This is a genomic window from Micromonospora inyonensis, from assembly GCF_900091415.1.
Classification (GTDB): Bacteria; Actinomycetota; Actinomycetes; order Mycobacteriales; family Micromonosporaceae; genus Micromonospora; species Micromonospora inyonensis.
Window position 1 is genome coordinate 942,317 of record NZ_FMHU01000002.1, and the last position, 26,620, is coordinate 968,936.

Genomic DNA, 26,620 nt, shown 5'->3' on the forward strand with positions numbered 1-26,620 from the left:
CCGGGACGGACCGGACACCGCCCCGCCCCGCGCCCCGACCGGTGGGGCCGGCACCGGCGGGTCGCCGTGAGTTTCCTGGCAACCCGCGCCAGGGAGTGGGCGATGCTCGCAAAACCGCGTCAACCTGGAGAAATGCGTTCCCGATCGCTGGTGGGCCGGCTGGCCGCCGTGGTGCTCTGCGGTGTCCTCGCCGGGCTCGTCCTGGCCGCTGCCGCCTTCCCCGGCAACCTCTTCCTCGGCCTGACCGTGAAGGCGACCAGCGACGCCTGGGGTGGCCTGCCGCAGGAACTGCGTGCTCCCGCCACCGCCCAGCGCACCGCGGTCTACGCCCGCGACGGACGGACGCTGATCACCAACTTCTACGACGTCGACCGCCGGGACGTGCCGCTGACGGAGATCGCTCCGGTGATGCGCCAGGCGATCGTGGCGGCCGAGGACCGGCGCTTCTACTCCCACGGCGGGGTGGACCTGCGGGGAGTGGCCCGCGCACTGGTCACCAACGCCAAGGAGGGGACGACGCAGGGCGCCTCGACGCTGACCATGCAGTACGTCCGCAACGTGCTCAAGAGCGACCCGGAGCGCACCGCCGAGGAACGCCAGAGCGCGACCGAGGTGAGCGCCGGGCGCAAGCTCCAGGAGATCCGGTACGCCGCCGCGCTGGAGCAGACCCTCGACAAGGACGAGATCCTCGCCCGCTACCTCAACATCGCGTACTTCGGTTCCGGGGCGTACGGCATCGCGGCGGCCAGCGAACGGTACTTCAGCGTGACCCCGGCCGAGCTGACCCTCGCCCAGGCCGCCCTGCTGGCGGGTCTGGTGCAGTCGCCGAACGAGTACAGCCCGATCGACGGCGACCGCGACGCGGCCCTGGTGCGCCGCTCGTACGTGCTCGACTCGATGGTGGTCACCGGCGCGATCACCACCGCACAGGCGGACCGGGCCCGCGCCGAGGACCTGACGCTCGACCCGACCGAGCAGCCCAACGGCTGCACCGCGATCCCCGGCAGCCACGCGGACTGGGGCTTCTTCTGCGACTACCTGCGCAGCTGGTGGCTGGCGCAGCCGGCGTTCGGCGGCACCGTCGCCGAACGCGAACAGGCCCTGCGTCGGGGCGGGTACACCGTCGTCACCTCGCTGGACCCGACGGTGCAGGCGAGCGCGCTACGCCAGTCGCTGGCGGTCTTCGACTCCGACGAACCCCGGGCCCTGCCGATCGCGGCCGTCGAGCCGGGCACCGGCCGGGTGCTGGCGATGGCGGTCAACCGGAACTACAGCCTCGCCGCCAATCCCGCCGGGCAGGACAACCGCCCGAACACGGTCAACCAGCTCGTGGCCGGTGGCGGGGCCATCGACGGCTACCAGGCCGGGTCGACGTTCAAGCTGTTCACCATGCTCGCCGCCCTGGAGTCGGGGCTGCCGCTGGACACCGAGTACTACGCGCCGACCCGGCTGCCCACCCGGTACCCGGCGGAGGGGTCGACGGCGGTCTGCGGTGACCGGTGGTGCCCGGCCAACGCCGACCCGGCCAGCATGAACGGCTACCGGACCATGTGGGACGCCTTCGGCCGGTCGGTGAACACGTACTTCGTCCGGCTCTCCGAGCAGGTCGGCCCGGCGAAGGTGGTCGAGATGGCGCAGCGGCTCGGCATCACGTTCCGCTCGGACCTCGACGAGAAGCTGGCCCGTACCGACGCCGCCGACTGGGGGGCGTTCACCCTCGGCGTGTCGGCCACCACCCCGCTCGACCTGGCCGCCGCGTACGCCACCGTGGCCGCCGAGGGCACGTACTGCGCTCCGCTGCCGGTGCTCTCGGTCGCCGGCCCGGACGGCACGAAGCTGCCGGTCGGCGACCCGTCCTGCCGCCGGGTGCTCGACGCCGACGTGGCGCGGGCGGCCACCGACGCGGCCCGCTGTCCGGTCGGCCAGGATCCCGCGTACGGTCGGTGCACCGGCGGCACCGCCGCCGCTGCGGACCGGATCGTCGACGGCCGCCCGCTGGCCGGCAAGTCGGGCACCTCGGACCAGGACGCCACCAAGTCGTTCGTCGCGTACACCCCGCAGGTCGCCGTCGCCGGCATCGCGGCGAACCCCGACGACCCCACCGACCGGGTGGGCATCGCGGCGCAGTCCGGCGTGGTGGAGGCGGTGGCCCGGGTGATCGTCGCCGCGACCGAGGGCAGACCGGAGGCGGACTTCACCCCGCCGAGCCGGGATCTCGCCCTCGGCGACGAACCCGAGCGGCGCGCACCGCCCACCCGCTCCGGCGACGACGAGAACGACCTCGACCTCCGCGAGTGGTTCGACCGTCTCCGTACGCCCCGCTGAACGGAGTTCCGCGCCTGCTCGGCGCCGCCCGCTGGCGGACCGGACCAGCGTCGTCGAGGAGCGGCTGGAGAGCATCCCCCGCTCTCGCGGACGTCGCCCGGCTGGCTCTATGGTGGCGGCAGCCGGTAGCCGGGCGGGTCGGCGCGCCGCGCGGTGGTCGGCGTCCGGCACCGGCCGGTGGCCGTCGGCCAGCTCGGTCACGGTGACCACCCGCCCGGCCAGCGACAGGCGGCGCAGCCCCGCCGCGTCGGCGCTCCCGGTGATCACGACCGGCTCACCGAGCGTCCGCCACGCGTGCCGGAGCGCGTCGAGCGCCGGGGAGGAGTGCCCGGTGCCCTCGGGCAGGGCGGCGGTGGTCAGCGGCGCCACCCCGGCCAGCACGCAGCCGAAGAACGCCGGCCAGTACTCGACGGCCGCGCCGACGCGCAGGATCGCGTACCCGCCGGGCGGCACGCCCCGGGCCCGCAGCGTCGCGGACCGCGCGGGCCCGGTCGAGCAGGTCGGGGTGGGCCAGGAAGTCGGTGCCGCCGTCGGCGGCGACCAGGTGGAGACCGGCGTCCGGGAACCGCTGTGCCGCGCGGGCCAGCGCCTCGCCCAGCGTCCGCGGATGCTCCGGGTCGTCGGGCAGGTCACCCCCGTGGCTGACGGCGGGACGGCGGCCGGACGGGTGGGGAACGGTCACGGGGCTACCTCGGCTGGTGGTCGGCGTGCAGCGGCCCGGAGGCGGACGTGGACGACGAGGAAGGCGAGCGCGGCGGCCAGCGCCAGCCCGTGGGCGACCCCGACGACCGGGAATGGCGGGAACCGGTCCAGCAGCACGGCGCAGATGATCATGCCGAGCCCGAAGCCGGCGTTCTGCGCCGCGCTGGCGAAGCCGAACAGGCGGGGCCGCAGGTCGCCGTCGACCGCCTGGAGGCGGGTGGTGTAGCTGATCTCGGCGTAGCCGTCGGCCGCGCCGGCCGCCAGGGTCACCGGGACCAGCAGCCAGACCGGCAGGCCGGTGAAGGCGAGCACGAAACAGACCGACATCAGGCAGGTGGCCACGCCGAAGGGCAGCTCCGTCGGGCCCCGCCCGGCGCGTTTCGCCCGCCGGGCGGCCCAGCGGCCGGCGAGCAGGCTGCCCGCCGCCCAGGCGGTGGTGAAGACGGCGGCGAACGTGGCGGGGGAGTCGGGGCGGACCAGGGTCGCGTACACCGGCAGCCCGACGTTGTGCGACGCGGAGCCGAGGGCGTCCGCGGCGCGTACCGCGATCATCGCCGGCACCACCGGGGCGACGGCCCGGAGCAGCCCGAACCGACCGGGTGCGCGGCCCTCGACGGCGGGACGCCCGGCGGTGGCCGGCCGACCGACGGCGGCGGTACGCCGGGCCACCGGCAGCAGGAGCAGGGCGGAGAGCAGGTAGGTGGCGGCGTCCACCAGGAACGCCACGTGGTAGCCGAGCCATCCGACGAGCACGCCCGCCGAGGCGAACCCGAGCAGCATCCCCGCCGAGCGCAGCGTGACCACCAGGCCGTTGGCCCGGGTCAACCGGTCCGGACCGACCATGGTGGGCAGGTGCGCGCGCATCGCCATACCCCAGAGCGTCTGGCCGGCACCGAGCGCCACCGCGAGTCCGTACAGGACGGCGGTCCGCGCGTCGGCGGGGGCCGTGACCAGCAGGACGAGCATGCCGGCTGGGACCAGGTCGGCACCGATCATCAGGTACGGCGACGGTGGCGGCCGGCGAGCCGCCCGGCGACCGGCCCGGTGAGGAACCCGGCAGCGAGGCGGACGGCCATGAAGGCGCCGGTCTGCACCGTGGAACCGGTCAGGTGCAGGACGAACAGGCCCAGCGCCACCAGGTTCAGGAAGCTGCCGAAGGTCGACACGGCGTGTGCGGTGGCCACGAGCCGTAGGTCCCCCCACGCCCGGTCCACCTCTGCTGGTGCGCCCAACCCGATCCCGCTTCCCTTGGTGCGTGGCTGGCAATCATGCCGTCGCCGGCAACGCATTTCAATTCCCGGATGTCCGGTGACCGCCCGGTGACCGGGCCGGCGTGGGAATTGGGCAGAATCCTCCGGTGCCCGTCCACCAGATCACCGACCCCGACGACGACCGGATCGCCGACTACCGGGCGTTGACCGACGTCGAGCTGCGCACCCGGTGGGAGCCGCCGCACGGGCTCTTCATCGCCGAGGGGGAGCTGGTGCTGCGCCGGGCGCTGCGGGCCGGCTACCCGCCCCGGTCGTTCCTGGTCGACGCCAAGCGGGTCGACCAGCTCGCCGACCTGGACACCGGCGACGCCCCGGTCTACGCGGCCACCCCGGACGTGCTGGAACGGGCCACCGGCTTCCACGTGCACCGGGGGGTGCTCGCCTCGTTCCGGCGGCTGCCCCTGCCCAGCCCGGCGGAGCTGCTCACCGCCGCCCGGCGGGTGGTGATCCTCGAGGACGTCAACAACCACACCAACCTGGGGGCGATCTTCCGGGCGGTGGCCGCGCTCGGGGTGGACGGGGTACTGCTCTCCCCGTCCTGCGCCGACCCGCTCTACCGGCGCAGCGTCCGGGTCAGCATGGGCGAGGTGTTCGCCGTCCCGTACGCCAAGCTGGAGCCCTGGCCGGACGGCCTGGCGCAGGTCCGGGCGGCCGGCTTCACGGTGCTGGCGATGACGCCCGCGCCGGACGCGGTGCCGATCCAGCGGCTCACCGCCGACCAGCGTGCCCGGTCCGCCCTGCTGCTCGGCGCGGAGGGCCCGGGGCTGAGCCGGGCCGCGCAGGCCGCCAGTGACGTCCGGGTGGTGATCCCGATGCGCCGCAACGTCGATTCCCTCAACGTCGCCGCCGCCACTGCGGTGGCCTGCTGGGAACTGGGCCGCGACGACCCGCTCTGAGGCCGTCGGGCCTGGCCAGCCGGGCCGTGTCACGCACGGTAGCGTGTCGCCCGTGTTCCCTACCGTCCGTGAGGTTCTGGCGCTGGACCCGGTCCGGCACGGTGCGCCGCGCCTGGTCGCCGGGGAGCGGGCGGTGGACCGGCGGGTGCGCTGGGTGCACGTCGCCGAGGTGCCCGACATCGCCACCCTGCTGCGCGGCGGCGAGCTGGTCCTGACCACCGGCATCGGACTGCCCGCCGACGACGCGGGCCTGCGCGCGTTCATCGACACGCTCGCCGAGGTCGAGGTCTCCGGCCTCGTCGTCGAGCTGGGCCGCCGGTACTTCGGCGGGGTCCCCCGGGTGATGGTGGCCGCCGCCGCGCGGCGTGGACTGCCCCTGGTGGAACTGCGCCGGGCCACCCCGTTCGTCCGGATCACCGAGGCGGTGCATGCGCTGATCGTCGACGCCCAGCTGCACGAGCTGCGCGCCACCGAGGAGATCCACCAGCGGTTCACCGAGCTGTCGGTCTCCGGGGCGGGGCCGCAGGAGGTGGTCCGGCAGGCCGCCGAGCTGGCCGGCTGCCCGGTGGTGCTGGAGAACCTGGCCCGCCAGGTGCTCGCGTACGACCCGGCGGGGGAGAGCGCCGAGCTGCTGCTGGACGGCTGGGAACAGCACTCCCGGCGGATCCAGCCCGCCGGGCGGACCGCGTACGACGTGGACAGCGGCTGGCTGGTCACCACGGTCGGCGCGCGGGAACAGGACTGGGGTCGGCTGCTGCTGCGCTGGCCCGGTGGGGAGGCGGCCACCGCCCCGCCCGGCGGAACCGCTCCGCCGACCCGGTTGACCATCCTGGTCGAACGGGCCGCCTCCACCCTCGCGCTCGGTCGGCTGATCCGCCGGGACGCCGAAGGGCTGGAACGGCAGCTGCACCGGACCCTGCTCACCGCCCTGCTCGACCACTCCCGACCGGTCGACGAGGTGGCCCTGCGGGCCCGTGCGCTCGGTCGGGGCGCTGCTCGCGCTCGCCGGCCCGGCGGCCGAGGCGAAGGCCCTGGCCGCGTTCGCCACCGCGCTGCGCCGGGCACGCGTCGACGCCCGTCCCGCCCCCGGCACGCCCGGCGCGGTGATCGTGGCGGCCGGTTCCGGGGTGGGCAGCCTCCGCGAGGCCCACCGGTCACTGGTCGAGGCCCGGCAGGTCGCCGACGCCGCCCGTCGGGACCGGCGGGACCTGCCGGTGTTCCGGTTGCCGCACGTCGGCCTGGCCGGGCTGCTGCACCTGCTGCGGGAGGATCCCCGGGTGCAGGTCTTCGTGGAGCGGGAACTCGGGTCACTGCTGGCGTACGACGCCCGGCACCCCCGGGACCAGTTGCTCGGGACACTCCGGGTCTATCTGGAGCAGGGCCGGAACAAGTCCGCCGGGGCGGTCGCCGCGCACCTGTCCCGGCCGGCGTTCTACGAACGGCTGGCCCGGATCGCCCGGATCCTCGACGCCGATCTCGACTCGGTCGACGCCTGCCTCTCCCTGCACGTCGCCCTGCTCGCCCTGGACGCCGTCCGCACCCGCTGACCGCCGGGCACCCCTCATCACCAAAATGTACGGACCGTTACGCCGGTTGGGAGATCGGTCCTCCTGCCGGCGAAGCCGAGGTGGCGGCCTCGGGTGTGTTCTTTTCCACCGAATGTAGTCAATCTTGTGCAAACAGTCTCGGTGCCGCTAGATTGATGAAGCTCGATACATGGATACGCGGGGGAGGATCGGTGGCCAGTCGTAGGACTGCCACGGTTCGTTCGTGCCTTGCGGTGGGCGCGATCGTGCTGACGGCAGTGACATTGGGTGGCATAACGGGTGAGCCGCGGGTGCACCTGGCGGCTGGGCCCGATGGAGTGGCGGGCGGCGTCGAGAACCGGTCCAATGAGGCCCGGTCGCTGCGAATCGCCCAGTCCACCGGGAAGCCGGTCCGGATCGACAGCCTGACCTCGGAGACGACCGAGGTGTGGGCACTGCCCGACGGACAGTTCCGTGCCGACATCTCGACCGGCGTGCAGCGCTTCCGCCGCGCAGGCGAATGGGTGCCGGTGGACCTCACCCTTCGGTCCACTCCCGACGGCTCGGTGGCACCGGTGGCGCACCCGAACGACCTGCGCGTCTCCGGCGCGAAGGGGCCAGGCGGGCACGAGTTGGCGTCCGTGGGCACCGATGACCGAAGGATCGCGATGGGGTGGCGGGGCCCGCTTCCGGCCCCGGTGCTCGACGAGCACCGGGCTGTCTACGTGGACGCCCTACCGGGTGTGGACCTTGTCGTCGAGGCGACCCGACTCGGCTTCGAGCAGTTCCTCGTGGTGAAGGAGCGCGCCGCTGTCGCGCAGGTCCGACAGGTGACGCTTCCGCTCACTGGACCCGGGGCGGCCCGAGCCAGCCGGGAGCCGGACGGTGCGATCACCCTGACCGGGCGGACTGGCCAGGTCACCTTCCGTATCCCGGCGCCGTTGATGTGGGATGCGAAGAAGAACCAACTCGGTGAGCCGCTGGCGCGCAGGTCCGTCCGCACTGACCTGACGCACGGCGAGGGGCGGACGGAGCTGGCACTCCTCCCCGACGCAGCCTGGCTGAACAGCCGCTCCACGGCCTTTCCGGTCACCATCGACCCGACGGTCGACCCGGTGGGCACCACCTTCGACACGTACGTCGAGGAGGGGGTCTCCGCCGACCTGAACGGGGCCAAGGATCTGCGGATCGGTCTCCTCCCGGAATCACCAGCGAAACTGACCAGGTCGTTCATCACCTGGGACACGACGTTGTTCGCCGGCAAGCACATTACGGCCGCCACGGTCTCGCTGTGGAACTGGTGGTCGCACACCTGCGCTCCCACGGCATGGGAGATCTGGTCGACGGATCCCGCTACGTACACGACCACTTTCGCCAACCAACCAACGTGGGGAACGGCACCCGAAGCGAGCTCGACAGCCACGCACGGTTCCACCGACTGCGCCGACGGGTGGGCCACCATCAACGGCGTCGCGTTCTTCCAACGGGCGTCCGACGAGAACAAGACGCGTGCCGGCATGGGTCTCCGCGCCGCCGACGAGGCGTCGCCCACGGGTTTCACGCAGTTCGCGTCCCGGGAGGGGACCGACCCGTCCCATGATCCGAGGGCGTCGGTCACCTACAACTCCTGGCCGACAGTCACCGCTCGGGAGACCGTCCCGGCCACCACCTGCGCGACCGGTGCCGGCCGGCCGGTGGTGAACACCCTGACCCCGCAGCTCAAGGCGACGGTGAACGACGCCGACGGCACGGCGATGTCGGTCGTCTTCGAGTGGTGGGCGCTCGACGGCGGTTCCGCCATCGGAGCTCGTACCTTCACCGGTGTGGCATCCGGGGCGACCGCGAGCGCGACTGTGACGGCCGGTTCCTTCGCCGAAGGCGGCTCCTACAAGTGGCGGGTCAAGGCCGCCGATGGCGTCGCCGGGAGCGACCGCTGGTCGTCGTTCTGTGAGATGACCGTCTGGGCAACGGTTCCGCCCGTCCTGGGGTGCACCAGTGGCGCGGACAGCGACTTCAACGGTGACGGCGTCAGCGACATCGCGATCGCCGACCCGCAGGCCACCGCGAGCGGGCAGGCAAAGGCAGGCCTGATCCACGTCACGTACGGCGGCACCGGCACGGTCCAGACCCTCCACGAAGGCGTCGAGCAGGTACCGGGAACCGCCGAGCCTGATGACGGCTTCGGTACCTCGGTCTCCGCCTACGACGCCAACAACGACGGCTGCGGCGACCTCCTCGTCGGCGTCCCATACCAGGATGTCAACGGTCAGGCAGATGCCGGGCTGGCCTACGTTCTGCTCGGCACTCCGTCCGGTCTCGCCAAGGGTCCGGCCTCGCACGTCTACCACCAGGGCGTCTCCTCGGTACCCGACGTCGCGGAGCCCGGCGACTGGTTCGGCTTCTCGGTCGCTGGCAACCGGACCGTCACCGGGCAGCCTTACCTGGTCGTCGGTGTGCCCGGTGAGGACGTCGGCACCGTCACGGATGCCGGCTTGGCGCATTACCTTCGGGGACCGGTCAGCGTGGCCCTCGCTCAGGGTGCAGGAATTCCCGGAACGGCGGAGACCGATGACCGCGCCGGGTACGCGGTGGCGGCGTCGACGTACCACTGGGCGGCGAGTTCGCCGGGCGAGTCGATCGGAGGCGCGGGCTTCGCCGGAGCGGTGAGCGTATTCAGTCACACCCTGGCCTCCGGGCAGCCCACCGCCGTCGGCGCACTGCACCAGGACGCGGTGAACGTATCCAACGCCGCCGAGGCCGATGACACCTTCGGCAAGGCAGTTTCGATCGCGCCCTACCGTCCGGCCGGGACGCCGGCTGGGCAGGCGGAGTCACTCGTGGTCGTCGGCGTGCCCGGCGAGGACCTGACCGCGTCAAGCGGCAGTCCCCGGATCGACGCCGGCCTGGTCCACCGCTTCCACGTCAAGCCGGACAACACTGTCACCGAACTGCCGTCCATCTACGGTTCACAGGACGGAACCTACCTCGGTGAGCGGGTGTTGGTAATCAACACCGCACCGGCCAGCGAGGCGAACCTGTCGACGATGTTCATCGCGGTAGGCGTACCCGGGGATGACGTCTGGTCCGTGCCCGACTCGGGGCAGATCAGGGTCATCCCGGCCCTGGCCGACCCGATTGGCACACCGCTGAGCATCCACCGTCGGTCGTCGAGCATTCCCGGCCAGCCCCGTCAGCACGAACTGATCGGCACGTCACTCGCCGGCACCAGCCAACGCCTCTACGTCGGCACGCCGTACGGCACCCCGGCCGTCTACGGATTCACCTGGGCAGACCTGGCCGGCGGGTCGGTGGTTCCGGTGCTGACCTGGGCACCCGGTTCCGGAGGCATTCCGGCCGGGGAAACTGCCTTTGGCGCGGCGATCGGGTGATGAGACGGATGAACACACACATCTCCAGTGGAGGCGACCAGGTCGTGGCCAGTCGTAGCCGGAAGCGAGGTCGACTCGTCACGTTCGGCCTCATGGTCGGTCTCACCGGCCTGATGTTCACGGTGGCGTTCGTACCGGAACACACGTCTCCGGCCACCACCCCGATCGCGCAGGTCGAGGAGAATCCGGTCCGGGACACCGAGGCCGAGGCCCTGGTCGCCGCCGCCGCGCTGAACCAGCCGGTCGAGGTGCTCGCGCACCGCAGCGAGTACCGGGACGTGTTCGCACAGCCGGACGGCACACTGATCGCCAACGACCACGCGCAGCCGGTCCGCGTGACTCGCGGCGACGCCTGGGTACCGGCGGACGCGGCCCTGGTCACGCAGCCGGACGGCTCGATCACCCCCACTGCGGCGCTCATCGACATGCGGCTCTCCCCAGGTGGCACCACGCCCCTGATGGTGGTCATGCGGGACCAGCAGAGCATGACCCTCACCTGGCCGCACGGCCCGCTGCCGACCCCAGTCCTCAGCGGTGACCAGGCTGTCTATCCCGACGTCCTCCAGGACGTCGACCTGGTCACGAACGTGTCGGTGGAGGGTTTCTCCAACGTCCTCGTGCTGAAGACCCCGGAGGCGGCCAACCTGCCGGAGTTGCAGGATCTCCGGCTCGGCGTGACCGCCGACGGACTGACCGTCGAGGAGACCGAGGGCGGCGGGGTCGTGGCGCTCGACCCGGCGACCAGCAACCCGGTGCTGGAGGCGGACGCGCCGACCATGTGGGACAGCGGCAGCGGCGAGGGTGGGACGCTGCGGTCTCTGTCGACCGCGTCCGACCCGGAGGATGCCTCGCCACGGGGTCCCGGCGACAGCTCGGCGGTGGCTTCGGTGGATCTGGAGTACGCGAGCGGCAATCTCACCCTTACACCGGACGCCGGGATGCTCGACGATCCGGAAACCACCTTCCCCGTGTACATCGACCCGGTATGGCAGAGCAGCACCAACAGCGCGTGGGCGATGGTGGACAGCGGCTACCCGTCCGAGGAGTACTGGAAGTTCGACGGAAAGCGGCACGAACGAATCGGCCGGTGCCCGAGCCTCTGCGACAACTCCCAGGTGAAGCGGCTTTTCTATCGCCTGGCCACCCCGTACGCCGGCACCACCATCCTCAGCGCCGAGTTCCGGGTGACCATGCAGCACGCCTACAACTCCACCGCCCGGGCGGCGGCCGTCTACCTGATGTCGTCCGGCATCAGCACCGCTACCAACTGGAGCAACCAGCCGGGCGGTGCGAGTTGGAGCGGGGCGATCCTCCAGGACACGAAGTCTCCCACGAGTACCCAGTCGACCTGCACCGCTACGAACCAGAACGTCGCCTGGAACGTCAAGGCCGCCGTGGACCTCGCCGTCGTCAACCGGTGGAGCACGATCACACTTGGCCTGCGAGCGGCCAACGAGTCCGACTCGACCCACAGCAAGCGGTTCTGCGACAACGGTCTGCTCTCCGTCCGCTACAACCGCGCACCGCTGATCGCGAACCAGTCAGAGCTGACCACCTCCCCCGGTGGCCAGTGCGTCTACGGCTCTGCGGCGCCGTACGTCGACGTGCCGCCGAAGCTCGTCGCGGTGCTCCGTGACCCGGACCACTCCTCGGCACACACCGAGAAGATCAAAGCCGAGTTCCGGGTCACCTGGACGCCGGCTGGCGGCACGTTGCAGAGTCACACCCTGACTACCGGGCTGTTGAGCAGCGGGTCGCCCTTCACCGTCACCGCACCACCTGGTATCGCCCAGAACGTTCCGATCTCCTGGGAGGTCCGCGCCAGCGACGGCACGAGTTGGGGACCGTGGAGCTCGGACGGGTCCCGGGAGGTCTGCCAGTTCCGGTACGACACCACCAACCCCAGCGCGCCGGACGTCGACTCCGTGACCTACCTGCCCGCGGACACGGCCGACAACGGAACCGCGAACGCGTCCGCATGCATCGAGGACGACGACTGGCACGGGTCGATCGGCGTGCCGGGCAGCTTCACCTTCGACTCCGCCGCCACCGACGTGGTCGAGTACCGGTACGGCTTCAACGTCAACCCATCGCCCACCAACGTGCTGCGCCCAGCCACCGATGGCGGTCCGGTGACCCTCGCGAACTGGACGCCCACCGGAGAGGGGCCGCAGCGCATCAACGTCCAGGCGGTGGACCGGGCCGGCCGGCTCAGCAGCATCGCCTCCTGCACCTTCCGGGTCGGCAAGCGTCCGCCGGCCGCGCAGTGGTCCCTGTCGGATGTCGCCGGAGACCCGGTCGCCGACGACCAGTTCGGCGGCCACGACGCGACCGTGGGCAGCGGCGTCACCCTCGGGGTGGAGGGGCCGGGCGGCGCCTCCGACTCCGCCGCCAGCTTCGACGGAACGGCCAACGGCTACCTGGCCACCACTACGAACGTCCTCAACACCTCGGCGAGCTTCGCCGTCAGTGGCTGGTTCAAGGTCGACGACACGACCCGGCGACAGACGGCGGTGAGCCAGGACGGCGTCGGTGAACCCGGTTTCACCCTCGGCGTCGAGGCGGGTTCCTGGGTGTTCCGGATGCCGGTCACCGCCGTCGACTCCCTCGGCGAGTGGAAGGTCACCGCGCCGGGTGCCACCACCGGGTGGACGTATGTGGCAGCCAGCTTCGACGCGGTCCAGAAGGTCATGTCGTTGCAGGTGGGGGCAGCGGCCCCGGTCACCGCGCAGCGCCGTTCCCTCGCCCGGTCGCTGGGTCCGGTCCAGCTCGGCCGACGGATCGTCAAGGGTGGTTATGCCGACTACTGGGCCGGGGACATGGCCGACATCTCGGTGTTCGACCGGCTGGTGCTGGCCAGCGAGGTCACCGGCCTGAAGAAGACCGCGCCCAGCCGGAAGGCGTACTGGCGGTTGAACGCGGAGTCCGGCAAGGTCAGCCCGGAACACGGCAACGGTGCCGGTATGACCCTCGGCGTCGACGCGACCATCTACCAGCACCCGGCGCTGTCGCTGCTCGGTGGCGGTCACCTCGCCCTCACCGCCAAGCCGGGAAGCTACGCCAGCACGCCGACCTCCGCCGACATGGCCGGCAGCTTCACCATCGCGGCTCGGGTGAAGCTGACCAGCAACTGTGCTGGTACGCCCATGACCGTCTTGTCCCAGAAGGGCACGCACAACAGTTCCGTCATCGTCCGCTGCAACGCGGCAGGAACCTGGGAGATGGCGGTTCCGGGCACGGACACGGTCGGCGCGACCTCGACGGCGGTGGACACCGGAACCAGGCCCAGGACCCTGGGCAAGGGCGACCACCTCGCACTGGTCTACAACGGCTACACCCGTGAGATGCTGCTCTACGTCAACGGCGTGCCCACCGACGCGATCGAACTGATCACGCCGTTCACCGCCACCGGCGGACTGCAACTGGGCCGGGCCTTTGTCGACGACGGTTACCGCGAACACCTCTCCGCGGCAGTGGACGACGTCCGCGTCTACGACGGCGTCGCCGACACCACCCTCGTACAGCGCTTGACCATCTCGATCAGGGAACAGCCGACCATCTGACGACCGGTGTCCGGGGCCCCCTGTCCCGGACGCCCTCAACCTTCATCCCGTCGTGGACCCCTTGGAGGGTTGATGTTCTCCCGCGTCATGACCGTGCCCGGGATGCTCCGCCGTCGGCTGGTCCGGCCGGTTGCCTGGTCGATGGCCACCGTGATGGCGGTCAGCCTCATGCAGGTCACTGCTCCACCCGCCGACGCCACCCCGGACCGCCCAGGCCGTCCGGAGGCCACGGACCGCAAACCTCCCCCCGCCTTTCCGCCGCTGCCGGTGAAGCCCCGCACACCAGCCAGCGGTGCGACGGCCGCCCCGCCGGTGAAGGTAACCTGGCCAACTCCTGCCACCGAGGAGATCGCCGTCCCGACCTCGACCGGTGCCACGGTCGGCGGTCTCGCCGTCTCGGTGACGGTGCCCGGTGAACAGCGGTCGCCGCGTACCACCGACCGGGAGCCGTCGGTTCCGGGCAAGGTTCGGGTTCAGGTCCTGGACCGGGCGTGGTCGGCACGGGCCGGAGTGAACGGTCCGGTGTTCCGGGTCAGCCGCTCGGACGGTCGGGAAGATGCGGGCGCGATCCGGTTCGGCGCGGGATACGCGGGAATCGCGGGTGCCTACGGCGGTGACTTCGGCGCCCGGCTGCGCCTGGTCCGCCTCCCGGAGTGCGCGCTCAGCACCCCGGACCGCCCGGACTGCGCCGCGCAGTCCCTGCCGACCGTGAACGACGGCGAGAACCGGACCGTCTCGGCCGACCTGACGACCCCCGCGACGGGTAACGCCCTCCTCGCCCTGACGGCCACGGACTCGTCGGCCCAGGGCAGCTACGCGGCCACCAGCCTGGCGCCCTCCTCGAAGTGGTCCGTCGCCCCGTCGACCGGCGGATTCTCCTGGTCGTACCCGATGCGGACGCCCCCGGTGCCTGGTGGCGGCGGACCCGGGACCGCGCTCAGCTACTCCTCCCAGGCGGTAGACGGCCGCACCACCACCACCAACAACCAGGGCTCCTGGATCGGCGAGGGGTTCACCTACGAACCCGGATACATCGAGCGCCGTTACAAGCCCTGCGCGGACGACGGCCAGACCCAGTACGCCGACCAGTGTTGGGCGTACGACAACGCCACCATCCTGATCAACGGCAAGTCGACCGAACTCGTCAAGGTCGGCGCGCACACCTGGCGGTTCGCCGACGACGACAACTCGAAGGTCGAACGACTGCGCGGCGCGGTCAACGGGGACAGCGGTAGCCCCAACGTCGGCGACGCTGGCGACACCGGCGAGCACTGGCGGGTGACGACCCCCGAGGGCACCCAGTACTACTTCGGCCTCAACCGGCTGCCCGGCTGGACATCCGGCAAGGAGGAGACCAGCTCCACCTGGACCGTCCCGATCTACGGCGACGATGCCGACGAACCCTGCAAGAAGGCGACCTTCACCGAGTCGTACTGCGACCAGGGCTGGCGGTGGAACCTCGACTACGTCAAGGACCGCCACGGGAACGTCACCTCCTACTTCTACGGGCGCGAGACGAACCACTACGCCCGGGGTAAGCGGACGGACGTCAACGGGGTGCCCTATCACCGTGGCGGGTGGCTCAAGCGGATCGACTACGGCCAGCGTGACGGCGCGGTCTACACGAGTAACGCCCCGGCCCGGGTGCAGTTCGGCACCGACGAACGCTGCCTGCCCACCACCGGCGTCGACTGCGACCCGGCGGACCTGACCGACGCCACCGCGTCCCACTGGCCGGACGTGCCGTTCGACCGGAACTGCGCGGCGAACACCCATTGCCGGGCCGACCAGATCACCCCGACCTTCTGGACCCGGAAGCGGCTCACCACGATCACCACCGAGATCCGGGGTGCGACCGCCTGGATCCCGGTCGACCAGTGGAAGCTCGGCCACATCTTCCTCGACAACTCCGATGGCAGCCGCAGCCTCTGGCTGGAGAAGATCACGCACACCGGCCTGGTCAACGGCAGCGCCGCCATGCCGGTCGTAAAGCTCGAGGCGCAACAGTTGCCCAATCGCATCGACCGTACCGGCGACTTCATCGCGCCGTTGATCCGCCCCCGGATGAGCACGATCTACACCGACACCGGCGGTCAGATCGACATCCTCTACGAAGATCCCGACTGCACGGAGAGCACCCTGCCCACCGAGGGCAACAGCACCCGGCGCTGCTTCCCGGTCAAGTGGAACCCGCTCGGCAGCGCCGGCCAGACCACCGACTGGTTCCACAAGTACGTCGTCGCCGAGGTCAAGGAAGTCGACCGCACCGGTGCCGCGCCGAACATGGTCACCCAGTACGACTACCTCGACGGTGCCGCCTGGCGGCACGCGGAGCCGGACGGCATCAGCAAGGTCGAGGACCAGACGTGGAGCGAGTGGCGCGGTTACGGCCGGGTCCAGGTCATCCGGGGCGACGGCGCGGTGATGACCACCAAGGACGAGTTCCGGTACTTCCGCGGCATGCACGGCGACAAGTCACCGACCGGCGGTACCCGCTCGGTGACCGTGAGCGACTCCACCAATGCCAGCTACACGGATCACGACCAGCTCGTCGGCTTCCAGTTGGAGGGCACGACCTTCGACGGCCCCACCGAGGTCAACAAGACGATCACGACGCCCTGGCGCTACGTCAGCGCGACCGAGTCGCATCCGTGGGGTAGCAAGACGGCGGCCTTCGTCAACACCGCCACGACCCGGAACTTCACCGCGCTGGCCGCCGGCGGATGGAGGCAGACGAAGAGTTCGACGACCTTCGACTCCGTCCGTGGCCGGCCGATCCGCACGGAACACGAGGGCGACGTCGGCAAGACCGGCGACGAGTCCTGCGTCCGTACCAGCTATGCCGACAGCTCGACCGTCTACCTCTACGCGCTCGTCTCGCGGGTGGAGTCGGTGTCCGTGCTCTGTTCGGCCACCCCGGACCGGAGTACGCAGGTCATCTCCGACGACCGGACCCGGTACGACGGAAACGCGTTCGGCGTGTCCCCGACCCTGGGGAACCCGACCCGCACCGAGCGGCTGGCCAGCCACGACGGCACCACCGCGACCTACGTCCGGGTCGCCGAGGGCACCTTCGACCAGTACGGCCGCCCGAAGACCGCCACCGACGCCGTCGGCTCGGTCACCCACATGACCTACACGGAGACCAACGGTCTGACCACGACGCTGGTCGAGCGCAACCCGCTGGGACACGAGACCACCACCCGGTACGCCCCGGCCTGGGGTAGCCCGGTCAGCCAGAGCGACCCGAACGACCTGCTCACCGAGTTGCAGTACGACCCGCTCGGCCGGCTGACCAAGGTCTGGCTGCCGGACACCAGCGGAGTCGGCGGGGCCGCCGCGCCGAACATCAAGTACACCTACCTGGTCCGCGCCGACCAGCCGGTCGCGGTGAAGACCGAGAAGAGGCAGAACGACCAGTCCTACAGCGTGCAGTACACGCTCTACGACGGATTCCTGCGTCCCCGGCAGATCCAGAACGAGGGGCCAACCGGGACCCGCATGGTCGCCGACACCTTCTACACGGGGACCGGCAAGCTCGACCGGACGTACGCCACGTACCAGGCTGCCGGAGCCCCGAGCGACCAGATCGTCGGCACGGTCCTCAGCTCGGTGGAGCGGCAGACGAAATACCTCTACGACGGCGCGGACCGCGTCAAGGCCGAAGTCTTCATCGTCCGGGGCGCTGAGAAGTGGCGGACCACGACCACCTACGGCGGAGACCGGGTCGCGGTCGACCCGCCGCAGGGCGGCACGCCCCGCACCACCGTCACCAACGCCCTCGGCCAGGTCACCGAGTTGCGGCAGCACAAGGGTGCCGACCCCAGCACCGCCTACGACACGACCACGTACACGTACACCCCGGCAGGTCACTTGCAGACCGTGACCGACCCTGCGGGCAACGTGTGGCGGCACACGTACGACCAGCGGGGCCGGAAGACCGGATCCGTCGACCCGGACGCCGGCACCTCGTCCTTCAGCTACGACGACCTCGACCGCCTGACCAGCACGACGAACGGGGCCGGTGCCACGGTCAGTCACTCCTTCGACCTGATCGGGCGCAAGCTCGCCACCTACGAGGGCTCGGCGGCCACCGGTGAGCTGCTCAGCGACTGGACCTGGGATCTGGAGCTGCTGGGGACGCTCTCCGGCACCAACCGGTACGTCGACGATGCCGTCTACTCCACGTACTACGTCGGGTATGACGAGTTCTACCGGCCGCACGGCACCCAGTACTACGTACCACCGCACGCTGGTGCCGAACTCGCCACCATGTACGCCTTCGGCACCGAGTACAACCCGGACGGCACCGTAAACGCTATCGGGGTGTCCGACGGCGGCGGCCTGCCCTTCGAGTCGATCGCCTACACGTACGACAACCTTGAGCGACTGACCGCCATGGAGGGCTCCACCGCGTACCTCCTCAGCGCCGAGTACGAGGCGACCGGTGAGGTGACCCGGGTGCAAGCACCACTCGGCACCGGAAACGTCTTCGCCACCTACGCGTACGAGGAGGGCACGCGGCGGCTCAGCCGCCACACCCTGAGCCGCACCAGCGGGCCGACCTACGACGTCGACGCTCTCTACTCGTACGACCCGGCGGGCAACGTCACCCAGATCGCGGACACTCCGGGCAACGTCCGTGACGTGCAGTGCTTCACGTACGACTACCTGCGCCGGATGACCGAGGCGTGGACCTCGGCGAGCACGGCGACCGATCCCTGCGCGGGCGGCGCGGCCACCACCGGTGTCGGTGGGATCGCCCCCTACCGCCACTCGTACACCTACGACGTGGTCGGCAACCGGAAGACCGAGACCCAGCACGCGGTCGGCGGCAGCCTGCTCACCGAGCGGGAGTACAAGTACCCTGCGCCCGGCCAGCCCCGGCCGCACACGCTCAGCCAGATGACCGAGACCACCGTGCAAGGGACGCGGCTCCACACCTACCAGTACGACAACGCGGGGAACACCACGACGCGTACCGAGGTGGGTGAGGACCAGACCCTGGTCTGGGACGCCGAGGGCAACCTCGATTCGGTCACCGACGCCGCTGGTGCGAAGACGAGCTTCGTCTACGACGTCGACGGGTCCCGGATCCTCCGTAAGGAGCCGGACGCCACGACGCTCTACCTGCCGGGCATGGAAGTACGCCTCAACCACACCACCCGCGCTACCGAGGGAACCCACTTCTACGGTCTGCCCGGCGGCGGGACGATGGTCCGGAAGCTCAACGGCCTGCACTACGTCCAGCCCGACCACCACGGCACCGGACAGGCCACGATCGACAAGACCGGCGCAATCGTCCACCGCCGCTCCACCCCGTTCGGCAATCCACGCGGCACCCAGCCGGCACCGGGGCAGTGGCCCACACAGAAGGGCTTCGTCGGCGGCAACCTGGACCCCACGACCGGTCTGATCAACATCGGGGCGCGCGAGTACGACCCGAAGATCGGGCGGTTCATCTCGGTCGACCCGGTCATCGACGTCAACGACCCGCAACAGATGCACGGGTACGCGTACGCGAACAACAGCCCGGCAACCTTCTCCGACCCGACCGGCCTTTACCACGAGGAAGGCAACGACGGCGACGGACAGCAGGGCTACCAGACCGACACCGGCATCACCGTGACCGGGAAGCCGCTGAACCTCCCCCCAGCCTCCACCACCAAGCGCGATCGTGGAAACGACGGCGGGAACGACTCGGCGGCCGAAGCGGCGGAGCGGGAGCGTCAGGCGCGGATCGCCCGAGCGAAACAGAAGATCCTCGAGGCCGCGAAGTCCCTGGCCAAGGTGGCCATGGACGAACTCGGCATCACCGACGCCCTGAACTGCCTCACCAAGGGCGACCTCGACGGCTGTCTCAACACCGCCATCGACCTCGCCACCTCCTTCGTGGGCGGCCTGGTCGCCAAATTCGCCCGCAAGTACGGGCCCCCGTGGAAGTGGGACGACGGGGTCGCCCTGGGCAACAAGGTCAAGGGCCTGCTCGGCGACCTCGTCAGCGGAGTCAGACAACTCATCACGGCGAAATCATGCAAGAACAGCTTCCTCCCCGGCACCCTCGTACTGATGGCCGACGGCTCACGCAAACCCATCGAGGAGATCACCACCGGGGAGCAGGTGCTCGCCACCGATCCCGAAACCGGCGAGACCGTCGCCAAGACAGTGGTCGCCACGATCACCGGTGATGGTGAGAAGCACCTGGTCAAGGTCACGATCGACCTCGACGGCGAGGCCGGCACGGCTACCGCGTCCGTCGTGGCCACCGACAACCACCCGTTCTGGGTGCCCGAACTCCACCAGTGGATCGACGCCACCAACCTCCACGCCGGCCAACTCCTCCAGACCTCAGCGGGCACCCACGTCCAGATCACCTCCATCGCCCGATGGACCCAACCCCAACAGGTCCACAACCTCACCATCGACGACATCCACACGTACTATGTGATGGCCGGCGAAACTCCGGTGCTCGTTCACAACTGCAATTTCAAGCCCGGGGTGGCTGACGAGAAATACGACAAGCATGTTCTTGGCCTCGATGATGCCGGCAATGCAACGCGCAAGCCGGATATGTCAGAGTATGACTATGACGGCGGATTCGAGGACTTCGTATCCGATGCGCAGAAGCTGATGTGCGGCAATTCCTGCCCAGCGGGAGCGCGGCAGGCTGTACGAAGCAGCGACGGAGCCATCATTCGACTTGACTCGTCCGGCAGGGTCGGAATTAGGCAAGGTAACGTGATTACTACATACTTCCGTCCTGATGACCCAGCGGCGTACTTCGCTCGCGAGGCTGCCAGATGACGGTGCGAGATGCGAGCTTCGCCCAGGTGTTCGCCCAGTTCATGCGTGACACAGGGCGCTGGCGAGACTGCGAGCCGGATGCCCTCCTAGCGCGATGGTCGGGATTCGTAGAGTCCTGTATCCGTGGCTATAAAGGTGACGCTGAAGACTATTTCAATGATTTGACGGCGCGTGATGGCCTGGAGCGCGCGATGCGAGAATCGGCCCTTGCTCATTTTCCTGAACTGGATGATCTGCGGCGGGCGGTCTTAGAAATAGATGAAGAGTTCCGCAGAATCCTGCGCACTGATGCTTTTCCAAGGGCCCCTATGGATGAATGGTGGAATCGTGGAATCGTAAGTTACGCTGGCGCGCGTTTGGTTGAAGAGCTGAGTCAGACTTACGGCATTAACATCGACCTCGTGTGATAAGGAGGGGCGTCAGCTTGGTTGAGCCCTCTTGCGGAACGTGTTTTCGTCGTTGCGGTGGGCGCTGAAGGGTGCGGCCGTTTGCCTGCGTTGCTGTCACTGTCGATGTCAGGCAATTGGCATACATGCAAGTATCTCGATGAAGCTGCGGGTTGTCCTTCCGAGGCGTGAAGCTCGTTCAAGCGACACCTTGCCGGCGCAGGGCTCCGGTGGCACGGCGCGTAGCGGCGTGGCGTCGATCCCCGGAACCCATCGCCGTGGTTGGCCCGTGAAGGGATCGTCACGGCCTTGATCGCGTCGGCTGGGAGGCGTCGATTGGCCGCTCCGCTCGCGGCGGCCGCGTGCGCGCGGGCCGAAGGCTGTAGCGCGGGCGCGCGGCCCGGCGTCAGCCGGGCCGTCTTGATCTGGTGAAGCAGTTCTTAGCCCAGTGGCTCCGTCGGTGGCGGGGCTGCTGGGCTACGCCTTGGGGTTGCGGCGTCGCTTCACTGCTGGCCTGTCGGCGGCAGGGGCGCTGCTGGTGGTGCCGGCGGCTCGTCCGAGGTTGGCTTCGTAGGCGGCGAGGTCGTCGGCGAGGTCGGTGTGTGTCTGTTGGAGGGTGGCGAGTTCTTCGGTGGCTTGCCAGGCGGCGGCCGTGTCCTTGTTCATGAACGCCGTGGCTGGCCTGTCCCGGCGCGAGGCGGCCCGGCAGGTCCGGATGGCCTTCGCCAAGGTCGCCGAGTTCCAGGCGCGGGGAGTGGTCCACTTCCACGCGATCGTCCGGCTCGACGGACCGGACGGCCTGCCCACCCCGCCGCCGACCTGGGCGACCAGCGACGTGCTGGAAAGCTCGATCCGCCGGGCGGTCCCCGTCGTCGCCGTCCCCATGCCAGCGGTGGTCGGCGGGCCTGTATTGCGGTGGGGCCGGCAGGTTGACATTCAGCCGCTTCCCGCAGGGGATGTGGTGGTGGCCCGGTATGTGGCGAAGTACGCCATGAAGACCGCCGAGGCCGTCGGCGTCGACCTGCCGCCGCTGTTCTGCCGCGCTTGCCGAGGCGACGGCCTACGCCCCGGCGACGGGCTCCGACTCTGGTGCCGGGTGTGTTCGGGCACCGGCAGACGTCCCGGCGTCAGCCTCGACCAGCTCCCGGCGCACGGCCGCCTGTTGGTGGAAACCTGCTGGCGGCTCGGCGGACTGCCCGAACTGCGAGGGCTGCGGCTGCGCCGCTGGGCGCACCAGCTCGGCTACCGGGGCCACGTCACCAGCAAGTCACTGGCCTACTCGACCACCTTCGCCGCGCTACGCGGTGAACGGCGCCGGTGGCGGCTGACCCGACACGCCGCCGCTGTCGGTGTCGACCTGACCACCGACCTGCTCGCCGTCGGGGACTGGCGCTACACCGGCCAACTCGGGGAGGACGCGTGAGCAGCCCCGACCTGTTGACCGTCACCGACGTGATGGCCCGTCTGCAAGTCGGCCGGCACACCGTCTACGACCTGATCCGCTCCCGCCGGCTGCACTCCGTCCGCATCGGCCGCTGCCGCCGCATCCCGGCCCGGTCCCTGGCCGGCTACCTCGACTCACTGAACAAGGAGGCCGACCATGGCCGGTAGAAAGGCCAACGGCGAAGGCACCATCTTCCAGCGGGCCGATGGCCGCTGGTGCGGCGCTGGCTACGTCCTCGCCGCCGACGGCAGCCGCAAGCGCATCTACGTCTACGGCGCCACCCGCCGCCAGGCGGCGGACAAGCTTGCCGAGAAGCTGGCCGACTCGAACCGGGGCCTGGTCGTGGCCGCCGACCCCAACCTCACCGTCGGCGATTACCTGACCGCGTGGTTGACCGGCCTGGCCCGGCACCGGCTCCGGGCCACCACGTACGTCACCTACGAATCCCTGGTCCGTCGGTTCCTGATCCCCGGTCTCGGCGCGCGGAAACTCGGCACGCTCACGGTCCGGGACGTGCGGACCTTCCTTGACCGGCTTCCGGGCGTGTGCCAGTGCTGCGCGCAGGGCTGGGACGCCAAGCGGAACCCGGACCATCCGGTCAAGGCCCGCCGGCCGCGCTGCTGCGCGATCGGCAACTGCTGCCGCAAGCACATCCGCCCGGCAACGGTCCGCTACATCCGGGCAGTCCTCTCGGCCGCCCTCGCCGACGGCGTCCGCGAAGACCTCCTTGGCCGCAACGTCGCCAGCTCGGTACGGCTACCCACCCCGCGCAGCGACTTCCAACCGTTCACCGCCGGCGAGGCCCGCCGCTACCTCCTCGCCGCCGCCTACCACCGCCACGGCCCCCTGTTCGAACTGGCACTACGCACCGGACTACGTCGGGGCGAACTGCTCGGCCTACGCTGGGACGACATCGACCTCGACGCCGGCCACCTGTACGTGCGGCGCACCCTGGCCCGCACCCGAGGCGGCCCCACCTTCCAACCAGTCAAGACCCACCGCTCCGCACGGCGCATCGTCATGCCCCGCGACTGCATCACCGCGCTCAAGCGCTACCGCACACGGCAGGACATCGACCGGCGTGAGGCCGCCGACGACTGGACCGAAACCGGGCTCGTGTTCACCACCAGCACGGGCGGGCCGATGGACCCGGCCGCGGTGCACCGCCACCACCAGGCCATCTGCGAACTCGCCGACGTCCGCTACATCCGGTTCCACGACTTGCGACACACCTGCGCCACGCTGCTGCTTGAACAGGGCGTGGACCTGGTGACGATCAAGGACCTGCTCGGCCACGCGCAGATCCACACCACCGCCGACATCTACTCCCACGTCCGGCTCCGCCTGCAACGCCACGCCGTCGAATCCATGGACCAGGCGCTGCAATCCGACCAGCCCGACGACGACCCCGACAACGGCTCCGACGACTGAACCCGACCAACCGAGAACGCGCCCCGCCGGGATCACCGCCCCGGCGGGGCGCTCTCGCTACTGTGGCGGCCGTCGGATGGCTCGTACGGCCAGGTGAAGAACCGGCGATACAGGGTCCCCGACGTGGTGGCCGGCATGTCCACGCACGCCGCGACGAAGAACCGCGACAGGTAGAGCATCAGCGACACCCGCGCCCCGGCGAATTCGGCCAACAGTTGACGTTTGCGGGTAAGGCACGGCCACGCCTGCCCACACCCCGCGCAGGTCCAGGCCGGGCGAACCGGCAGGTGCATCGACATCGCTGCTCAACCCTCCGGAACGTACGTGGTCTACGGTGGGAGGGCCGGGCACGCACCCGGGTATGAAGAATGCCGATCTTCGTGCCCGTCCCGGCCCTCCCGGAACAGCACCAGCCAGGTCCGGACTCGATGCACGTCCCCGCTGGGCCTGCCACCAGGATCAGCGGAATGAGATGACCATGGAACCACCGCAGGGTCTTCCCCCGTCTACACCCGACACCGCCGACCTCGGCGCGAAGCTGCGGGCCGCCCGCGAGGCCGCCGGGCACAGCCTTGCCGGCATGGCCGCGCTCACCCACTTCAGCAAGCCCTATCTCGGTCTCGTCGAAACCGGCCGCCGCCCCGCCACCCCCGACGTCGTCGAACGCTACGAACACGCCCTCGGCGTGCCGATCGGCACCCCATCAGACCCGGTCCGGCTTACCCACGAATGGCTCATCGGCGACCCACCCGTCCCCAGGCAGCTACGCGCCGGCCGTCGTATCGGCACCGGGCTCATCGAGACGCTGGAATCCCGGGTGATCGAACTTCGGCACCTGGACGACACCGTCGGCAGCCGCATGTTGCTCCCCGTCATCCGCACGGAACTCGACCAGGCCGAACACCTCGCCCGCACCGCCTCCTACACCGATGCCGCCGGTAAACGGCTGTACACCGTGATCGGAGAACTCGCCCAACTCGCCGGCTGGGTCGCCAGCGACGCCGGCCGCTACCCCGACGCCCAACGGCTCTACCTGTCCGGCGTCACCGCCGCCGAATCGGCAGGAGACAGGGCGCTGGGCGCGCAACTGCTGTCCAGCCTCGCCTACCAGATCACCAACGTCGGCAAACGTGAAGACGCGCTGCTCATCGCCCGCTCCGCCGTCACCGGTGTCCCCGATGCCAGTCCACTTGTGCGGGCCCTGCTGCTGGAACGCCTCGCCTGGGCCGCCGCCCGCCTTCGCGACACCGACACCACCCGCCGCGCCCTCGACGCCGTCAACGACGTCTACGACCAGCGCTCCGACGGCTTGGTCGAACCCGAATGGGTGTACTGGCTCAACCGCACCGAGATCGACGTCATGGCCGCCCGCTGCCTCATCGAACTCGGCCAACCCGCCACCGCAGAACCCCTGCTGACAAGAGCCCTCGCTGGCTACAACCACGACCACGCCCGCGAAGTCGCCCTCTACCAAACCTGGCTCGCCGAAGGCCACGCCAGAGCAGGCAACCTCGACGCCGCCCGTGAGGTCCTGCACCGCATCGACGCCACCGCCATCGACACCGGGTCCGCACGCCTCCACCGCCGCATCACCGCAGTCGACCGCCTCATCGACCGCCATGCACAGAAGAGGCACGCAACCAGCACGAGACGATCGACCGAGTAGACGGCCGACCGACGCCGCGCTCAGCCCGACGTCCGCCCACGTTGCTGTCACGACTGCTGTCAAAATCGCCGACCATCGATGAGGTGTCGGCAGGTGGTTAAGCGAAAGCCCAGCTCCCTGCCAAGATCGAAGCCATGACATCGCCGCAGCCGCCGTAACAACGCCACACGTACTATGTGATGGCCGGCAACACGCCGGTGTTGGTACATAACGCGGGCGGCGGGGGCCTCGGCGACGACATCCGCCTCTACGGCGATTACACGGCGCGAGTGGATCAATTTAACGTGCGAGGACAGGCATCTTTTGGAGTTCACGTATACCACTGCGGCTCTGAAGTTGGCATCTATGGCAGTAACGGGTTCTTCAATAAGCATGGAGTAGATGCCAGCAAGGTCAATGTGCCCGATCAGGTGCACAATCGACTCAAGGGGTATCGCGGTATACCAGATGCGGAAGCTTGGCCAGCTTCCTCCTGGGGCTGACATCAAGGGTGATGCTTGGAAGCGCCCGATGATCGGAACGGGTGGTGGCTGCTGATGCAGTTCGTGAACATCCGATCAGAGCCCGAGGGTTGGCCTTCTAATGTTCTCGATCCGGCTCCGTACCTAGAGGCTCTGCCGGAGCTCCTGCCGCAGCTCCCCGCGGGTGCACGTGCTTATGCATCGGACCCGGGCCACTACGACTTCGCCTCGCTGCGCTGTGTTAAGGATCTTAGGATAGGGTCTATAGCTCTGCGGGAAGCTGGGCATGCGCAGATCAGCATCGATATTGATTTCAAGGCTAACGAATTCAAGCACGATGCATCTCTACTGATTCGGTATGCGGACGTGACCCGGTGGGAGATATCAGTAGGCATTCTCGGCGAGGGTGTGCGTATCTGGCCAGAGAGTCGTCGCCTAGGAGACGTACAGCTTGATGAAGTGCTGCCAGCGCCTAACGGATGCTTGCATGAGGTGCAGATGACGGGTGGAACAATAGTGGTGGCGTGCCGAGACTTGCGAGCGGAGTGGGTGCCGATCGCAAGAAATTGACGTTGAACTCGCACTGGCGCTGCTTACCCAGGGTGCCTGCACGGGCGCTCACGTCTGCCGATGCTTGTCCCGGTTGCCGTCAGGGTTGCCGTCACACACATCGCATGCATCTAAATCTAGCGATGGGAAGTCGCCGGAGTCGACTGCCCGAGGGGCGTGCGGTGCCGTGCCGCGTAGCGGTGCGGC

General features: G+C 69.7%; 15 protein-coding genes and 2 pseudogenes. 12 read left to right on the top strand and 5 right to left on the bottom strand.

The window, feature by feature from the left end; all coding sequences use genetic code 11:
• Nucleotides 1–102 precede the first annotated feature (102 nt).
• Nucleotides 103–2,325, top strand: coding sequence for a transglycosylase domain-containing protein (locus GA0074694_RS19215; protein ID WP_425413625.1), 2,223 nt, complete (start codon nucleotides 103–105; stop codon nucleotides 2,323–2,325).
• Between the two features lie 274 nt (nucleotides 2,326–2,599).
• Here GA0074694_RS19215 and GA0074694_RS19220 read toward each other — a convergent pair whose 3' ends face one another.
• The 3 genes from GA0074694_RS19220 to GA0074694_RS19230 are packed head-to-tail and all read right to left on the bottom strand — an operon-like array spanning nucleotide 2,600 to nucleotide 4,211.
• Nucleotides 2,600–3,007 (bottom strand): hypothetical protein, encoded by a 408-nt coding sequence (locus tag GA0074694_RS19220; protein WP_091460376.1) that lies wholly within the window; start codon nucleotides 3,005–3,007, stop codon nucleotides 2,600–2,602.
• Nucleotides 3,004–4,023, bottom strand: coding sequence for an MFS transporter (locus GA0074694_RS19225; RefSeq protein ID WP_091460378.1), 1,020 nt, complete (start codon nucleotides 4,021–4,023; stop codon nucleotides 3,004–3,006). The genes GA0074694_RS19220 and GA0074694_RS19225 overlap by 4 nt, the downstream gene beginning before the upstream one ends.
• Entirely contained in the window at nucleotides 4,023–4,211 is a 189-nt protein-coding gene (locus GA0074694_RS19230; protein WP_141714197.1) for an MFS transporter, read from the bottom strand. The genes GA0074694_RS19225 and GA0074694_RS19230 overlap by 1 nt, the downstream gene beginning before the upstream one ends.
• Before the next feature lie 149 nt (nucleotides 4,212–4,360).
• Between GA0074694_RS19230 and GA0074694_RS19235 the strand changes: the two genes are divergently transcribed.
• The 6 genes and pseudogenes from GA0074694_RS19235 (at nucleotide 4,361) to GA0074694_RS19260 (ending at nucleotide 20,883) form a co-directional block, all read left to right on the top strand.
• Nucleotides 4,361–5,194, top strand: coding sequence for a TrmH family RNA methyltransferase (locus tag GA0074694_RS19235; RefSeq protein WP_245714794.1), 834 nt, complete (start codon nucleotides 4,361–4,363; stop codon nucleotides 5,192–5,194).
• Between the two features lie 52 nt (nucleotides 5,195–5,246).
• Nucleotides 5,247–6,741, top strand: a pseudogene (locus GA0074694_RS19240) (PucR family transcriptional regulator).
• Between the two features lie 233 nt (nucleotides 6,742–6,974).
• Nucleotides 6,975–10,109, top strand: coding sequence for a DNRLRE domain-containing protein (locus tag GA0074694_RS19245; protein WP_425413626.1), 3,135 nt, complete (start codon nucleotides 6,975–6,977; stop codon nucleotides 10,107–10,109).
• Nucleotides 10,110–10,201: 92 nt separating this feature from the next.
• Nucleotides 10,202–13,672: a LamG domain-containing protein gene (locus GA0074694_RS19250; RefSeq protein WP_176738182.1), complete on the top strand. Its 3,471-nt coding sequence runs from the start codon at nucleotides 10,202–10,204 to the stop codon at nucleotides 13,670–13,672.
• 72 nt (nucleotides 13,673–13,744) lie between these two features.
• Nucleotides 13,745–20,476 (top strand): polymorphic toxin-type HINT domain-containing protein, encoded by a 6,732-nt coding sequence (locus tag GA0074694_RS19255; RefSeq protein ID WP_091460390.1) that lies wholly within the window; start codon nucleotides 13,745–13,747, stop codon nucleotides 20,474–20,476.
• On the top strand, nucleotides 20,473–20,883 hold the full coding sequence (locus GA0074694_RS19260; protein WP_245714795.1) for a hypothetical protein: 411 nt from the start codon (nucleotides 20,473–20,475) through the stop codon (nucleotides 20,881–20,883). The genes GA0074694_RS19255 and GA0074694_RS19260 overlap by 4 nt, the downstream gene beginning before the upstream one ends.
• A 456-nt stretch (nucleotides 20,884–21,339) precedes the next feature.
• Here GA0074694_RS19260 and GA0074694_RS19265 read toward each other — a convergent pair whose 3' ends face one another.
• On the bottom strand, nucleotides 21,340–21,528 hold the full coding sequence (locus GA0074694_RS19265) for a hypothetical protein (RefSeq protein ID WP_091460392.1): 189 nt from the start codon (nucleotides 21,526–21,528) through the stop codon (nucleotides 21,340–21,342).
• A 4-nt stretch (nucleotides 21,529–21,532) separates the two neighbouring features.
• Here GA0074694_RS19265 and GA0074694_RS19270 point away from each other — a divergent pair.
• The 3 genes and pseudogenes from GA0074694_RS19270 to GA0074694_RS19280 form a co-directional block, all read left to right on the top strand.
• Nucleotides 21,533–22,285: pseudogene (locus GA0074694_RS19270) on the top strand (replication initiator); the annotation flags it as partial.
• Nucleotides 22,282–22,473 carry a helix-turn-helix domain-containing protein gene (locus GA0074694_RS19275; protein WP_091460394.1) on the top strand — a complete coding sequence of 64 codons (192 nt, stop codon included), beginning with the start codon at nucleotides 22,282–22,284 and terminating at the stop codon, nucleotides 22,471–22,473. The pseudogene GA0074694_RS19270 and the gene GA0074694_RS19275, both read left to right, overlap by 4 nt.
• Nucleotides 22,463–23,737, top strand: a complete 1,275-nt coding sequence (locus tag GA0074694_RS19280; protein WP_091460396.1) for a tyrosine-type recombinase/integrase — start codon at nucleotides 22,463–22,465, stop codon at nucleotides 23,735–23,737. Before GA0074694_RS19275 ends, GA0074694_RS19280 begins: the two co-directional genes overlap by 11 nt.
• 32 nt (nucleotides 23,738–23,769) lie before the next feature.
• Here the strand turns inward: GA0074694_RS19280 and GA0074694_RS19285 are convergent, their stop codons facing one another.
• A complete protein-coding gene (locus tag GA0074694_RS19285) occupies nucleotides 23,770–24,036 on the bottom strand; it encodes a flavin reductase (RefSeq protein WP_091460398.1) in 267 nt (88 codons plus the stop codon).
• A 173-nt stretch (nucleotides 24,037–24,209) separates the two neighbouring features.
• Here GA0074694_RS19285 and GA0074694_RS19290 point away from each other — a divergent pair, with 173 nt between their 5' ends.
• Both GA0074694_RS19290 and GA0074694_RS30995 read left to right on the top strand, forming a co-directional pair.
• On the top strand, nucleotides 24,210–25,403 hold the full coding sequence (locus GA0074694_RS19290; protein ID WP_091460400.1) for a helix-turn-helix domain-containing protein: 1,194 nt from the start codon (nucleotides 24,210–24,212) through the stop codon (nucleotides 25,401–25,403).
• A gap of 179 nt (nucleotides 25,404–25,582) precedes the next feature.
• Complete coding sequence (locus tag GA0074694_RS30995) at nucleotides 25,583–25,885, top strand: hypothetical protein (RefSeq protein ID WP_141714199.1); 303 nt, start codon at nucleotides 25,583–25,585, stop codon at nucleotides 25,883–25,885.
• Nucleotides 25,886–26,620: the final 735 nt, after the last annotated feature.

Coding starts and splice junctions, on each gene's coding strand:
- GA0074694_RS19215 (WP_425413625.1), top strand. CDS start 103: ATGCTCGCAAAACCGCGTCAACCTGGAGAAATGCGTTCCCGATCGCTG.
- GA0074694_RS19225 (WP_091460378.1), bottom strand. CDS start 4,023: ATGATCGGTGCCGACCTGGTCCCAGCCGGCATGCTCGTCCTGCTGGTC.
- GA0074694_RS19250 (WP_176738182.1), top strand. CDS start 10,202: ATGGTCGGTCTCACCGGCCTGATGTTCACGGTGGCGTTCGTACCGGAA.
- GA0074694_RS19255 (WP_091460390.1), top strand. CDS start 13,745: ATGTTCTCCCGCGTCATGACCGTGCCCGGGATGCTCCGCCGTCGGCTG.
- GA0074694_RS19260 (WP_245714795.1), top strand. CDS start 20,473: ATGACGGTGCGAGATGCGAGCTTCGCCCAGGTGTTCGCCCAGTTCATG.
- GA0074694_RS19265 (WP_091460392.1), bottom strand. CDS start 21,528: ATGAACAAGGACACGGCCGCCGCCTGGCAAGCCACCGAAGAACTCGCC.
- GA0074694_RS19280 (WP_091460396.1), top strand. CDS start 22,463: ATGGCCGGTAGAAAGGCCAACGGCGAAGGCACCATCTTCCAGCGGGCC.
- GA0074694_RS19285 (WP_091460398.1), bottom strand. CDS start 24,036: ATGTCGATGCACCTGCCGGTTCGCCCGGCCTGGACCTGCGCGGGGTGT.
- GA0074694_RS19290 (WP_091460400.1), top strand. CDS start 24,210: ATGACCATGGAACCACCGCAGGGTCTTCCCCCGTCTACACCCGACACC.
- GA0074694_RS30995 (WP_141714199.1), top strand. CDS start 25,583: ATGGCCGGCAACACGCCGGTGTTGGTACATAACGCGGGCGGCGGGGGC.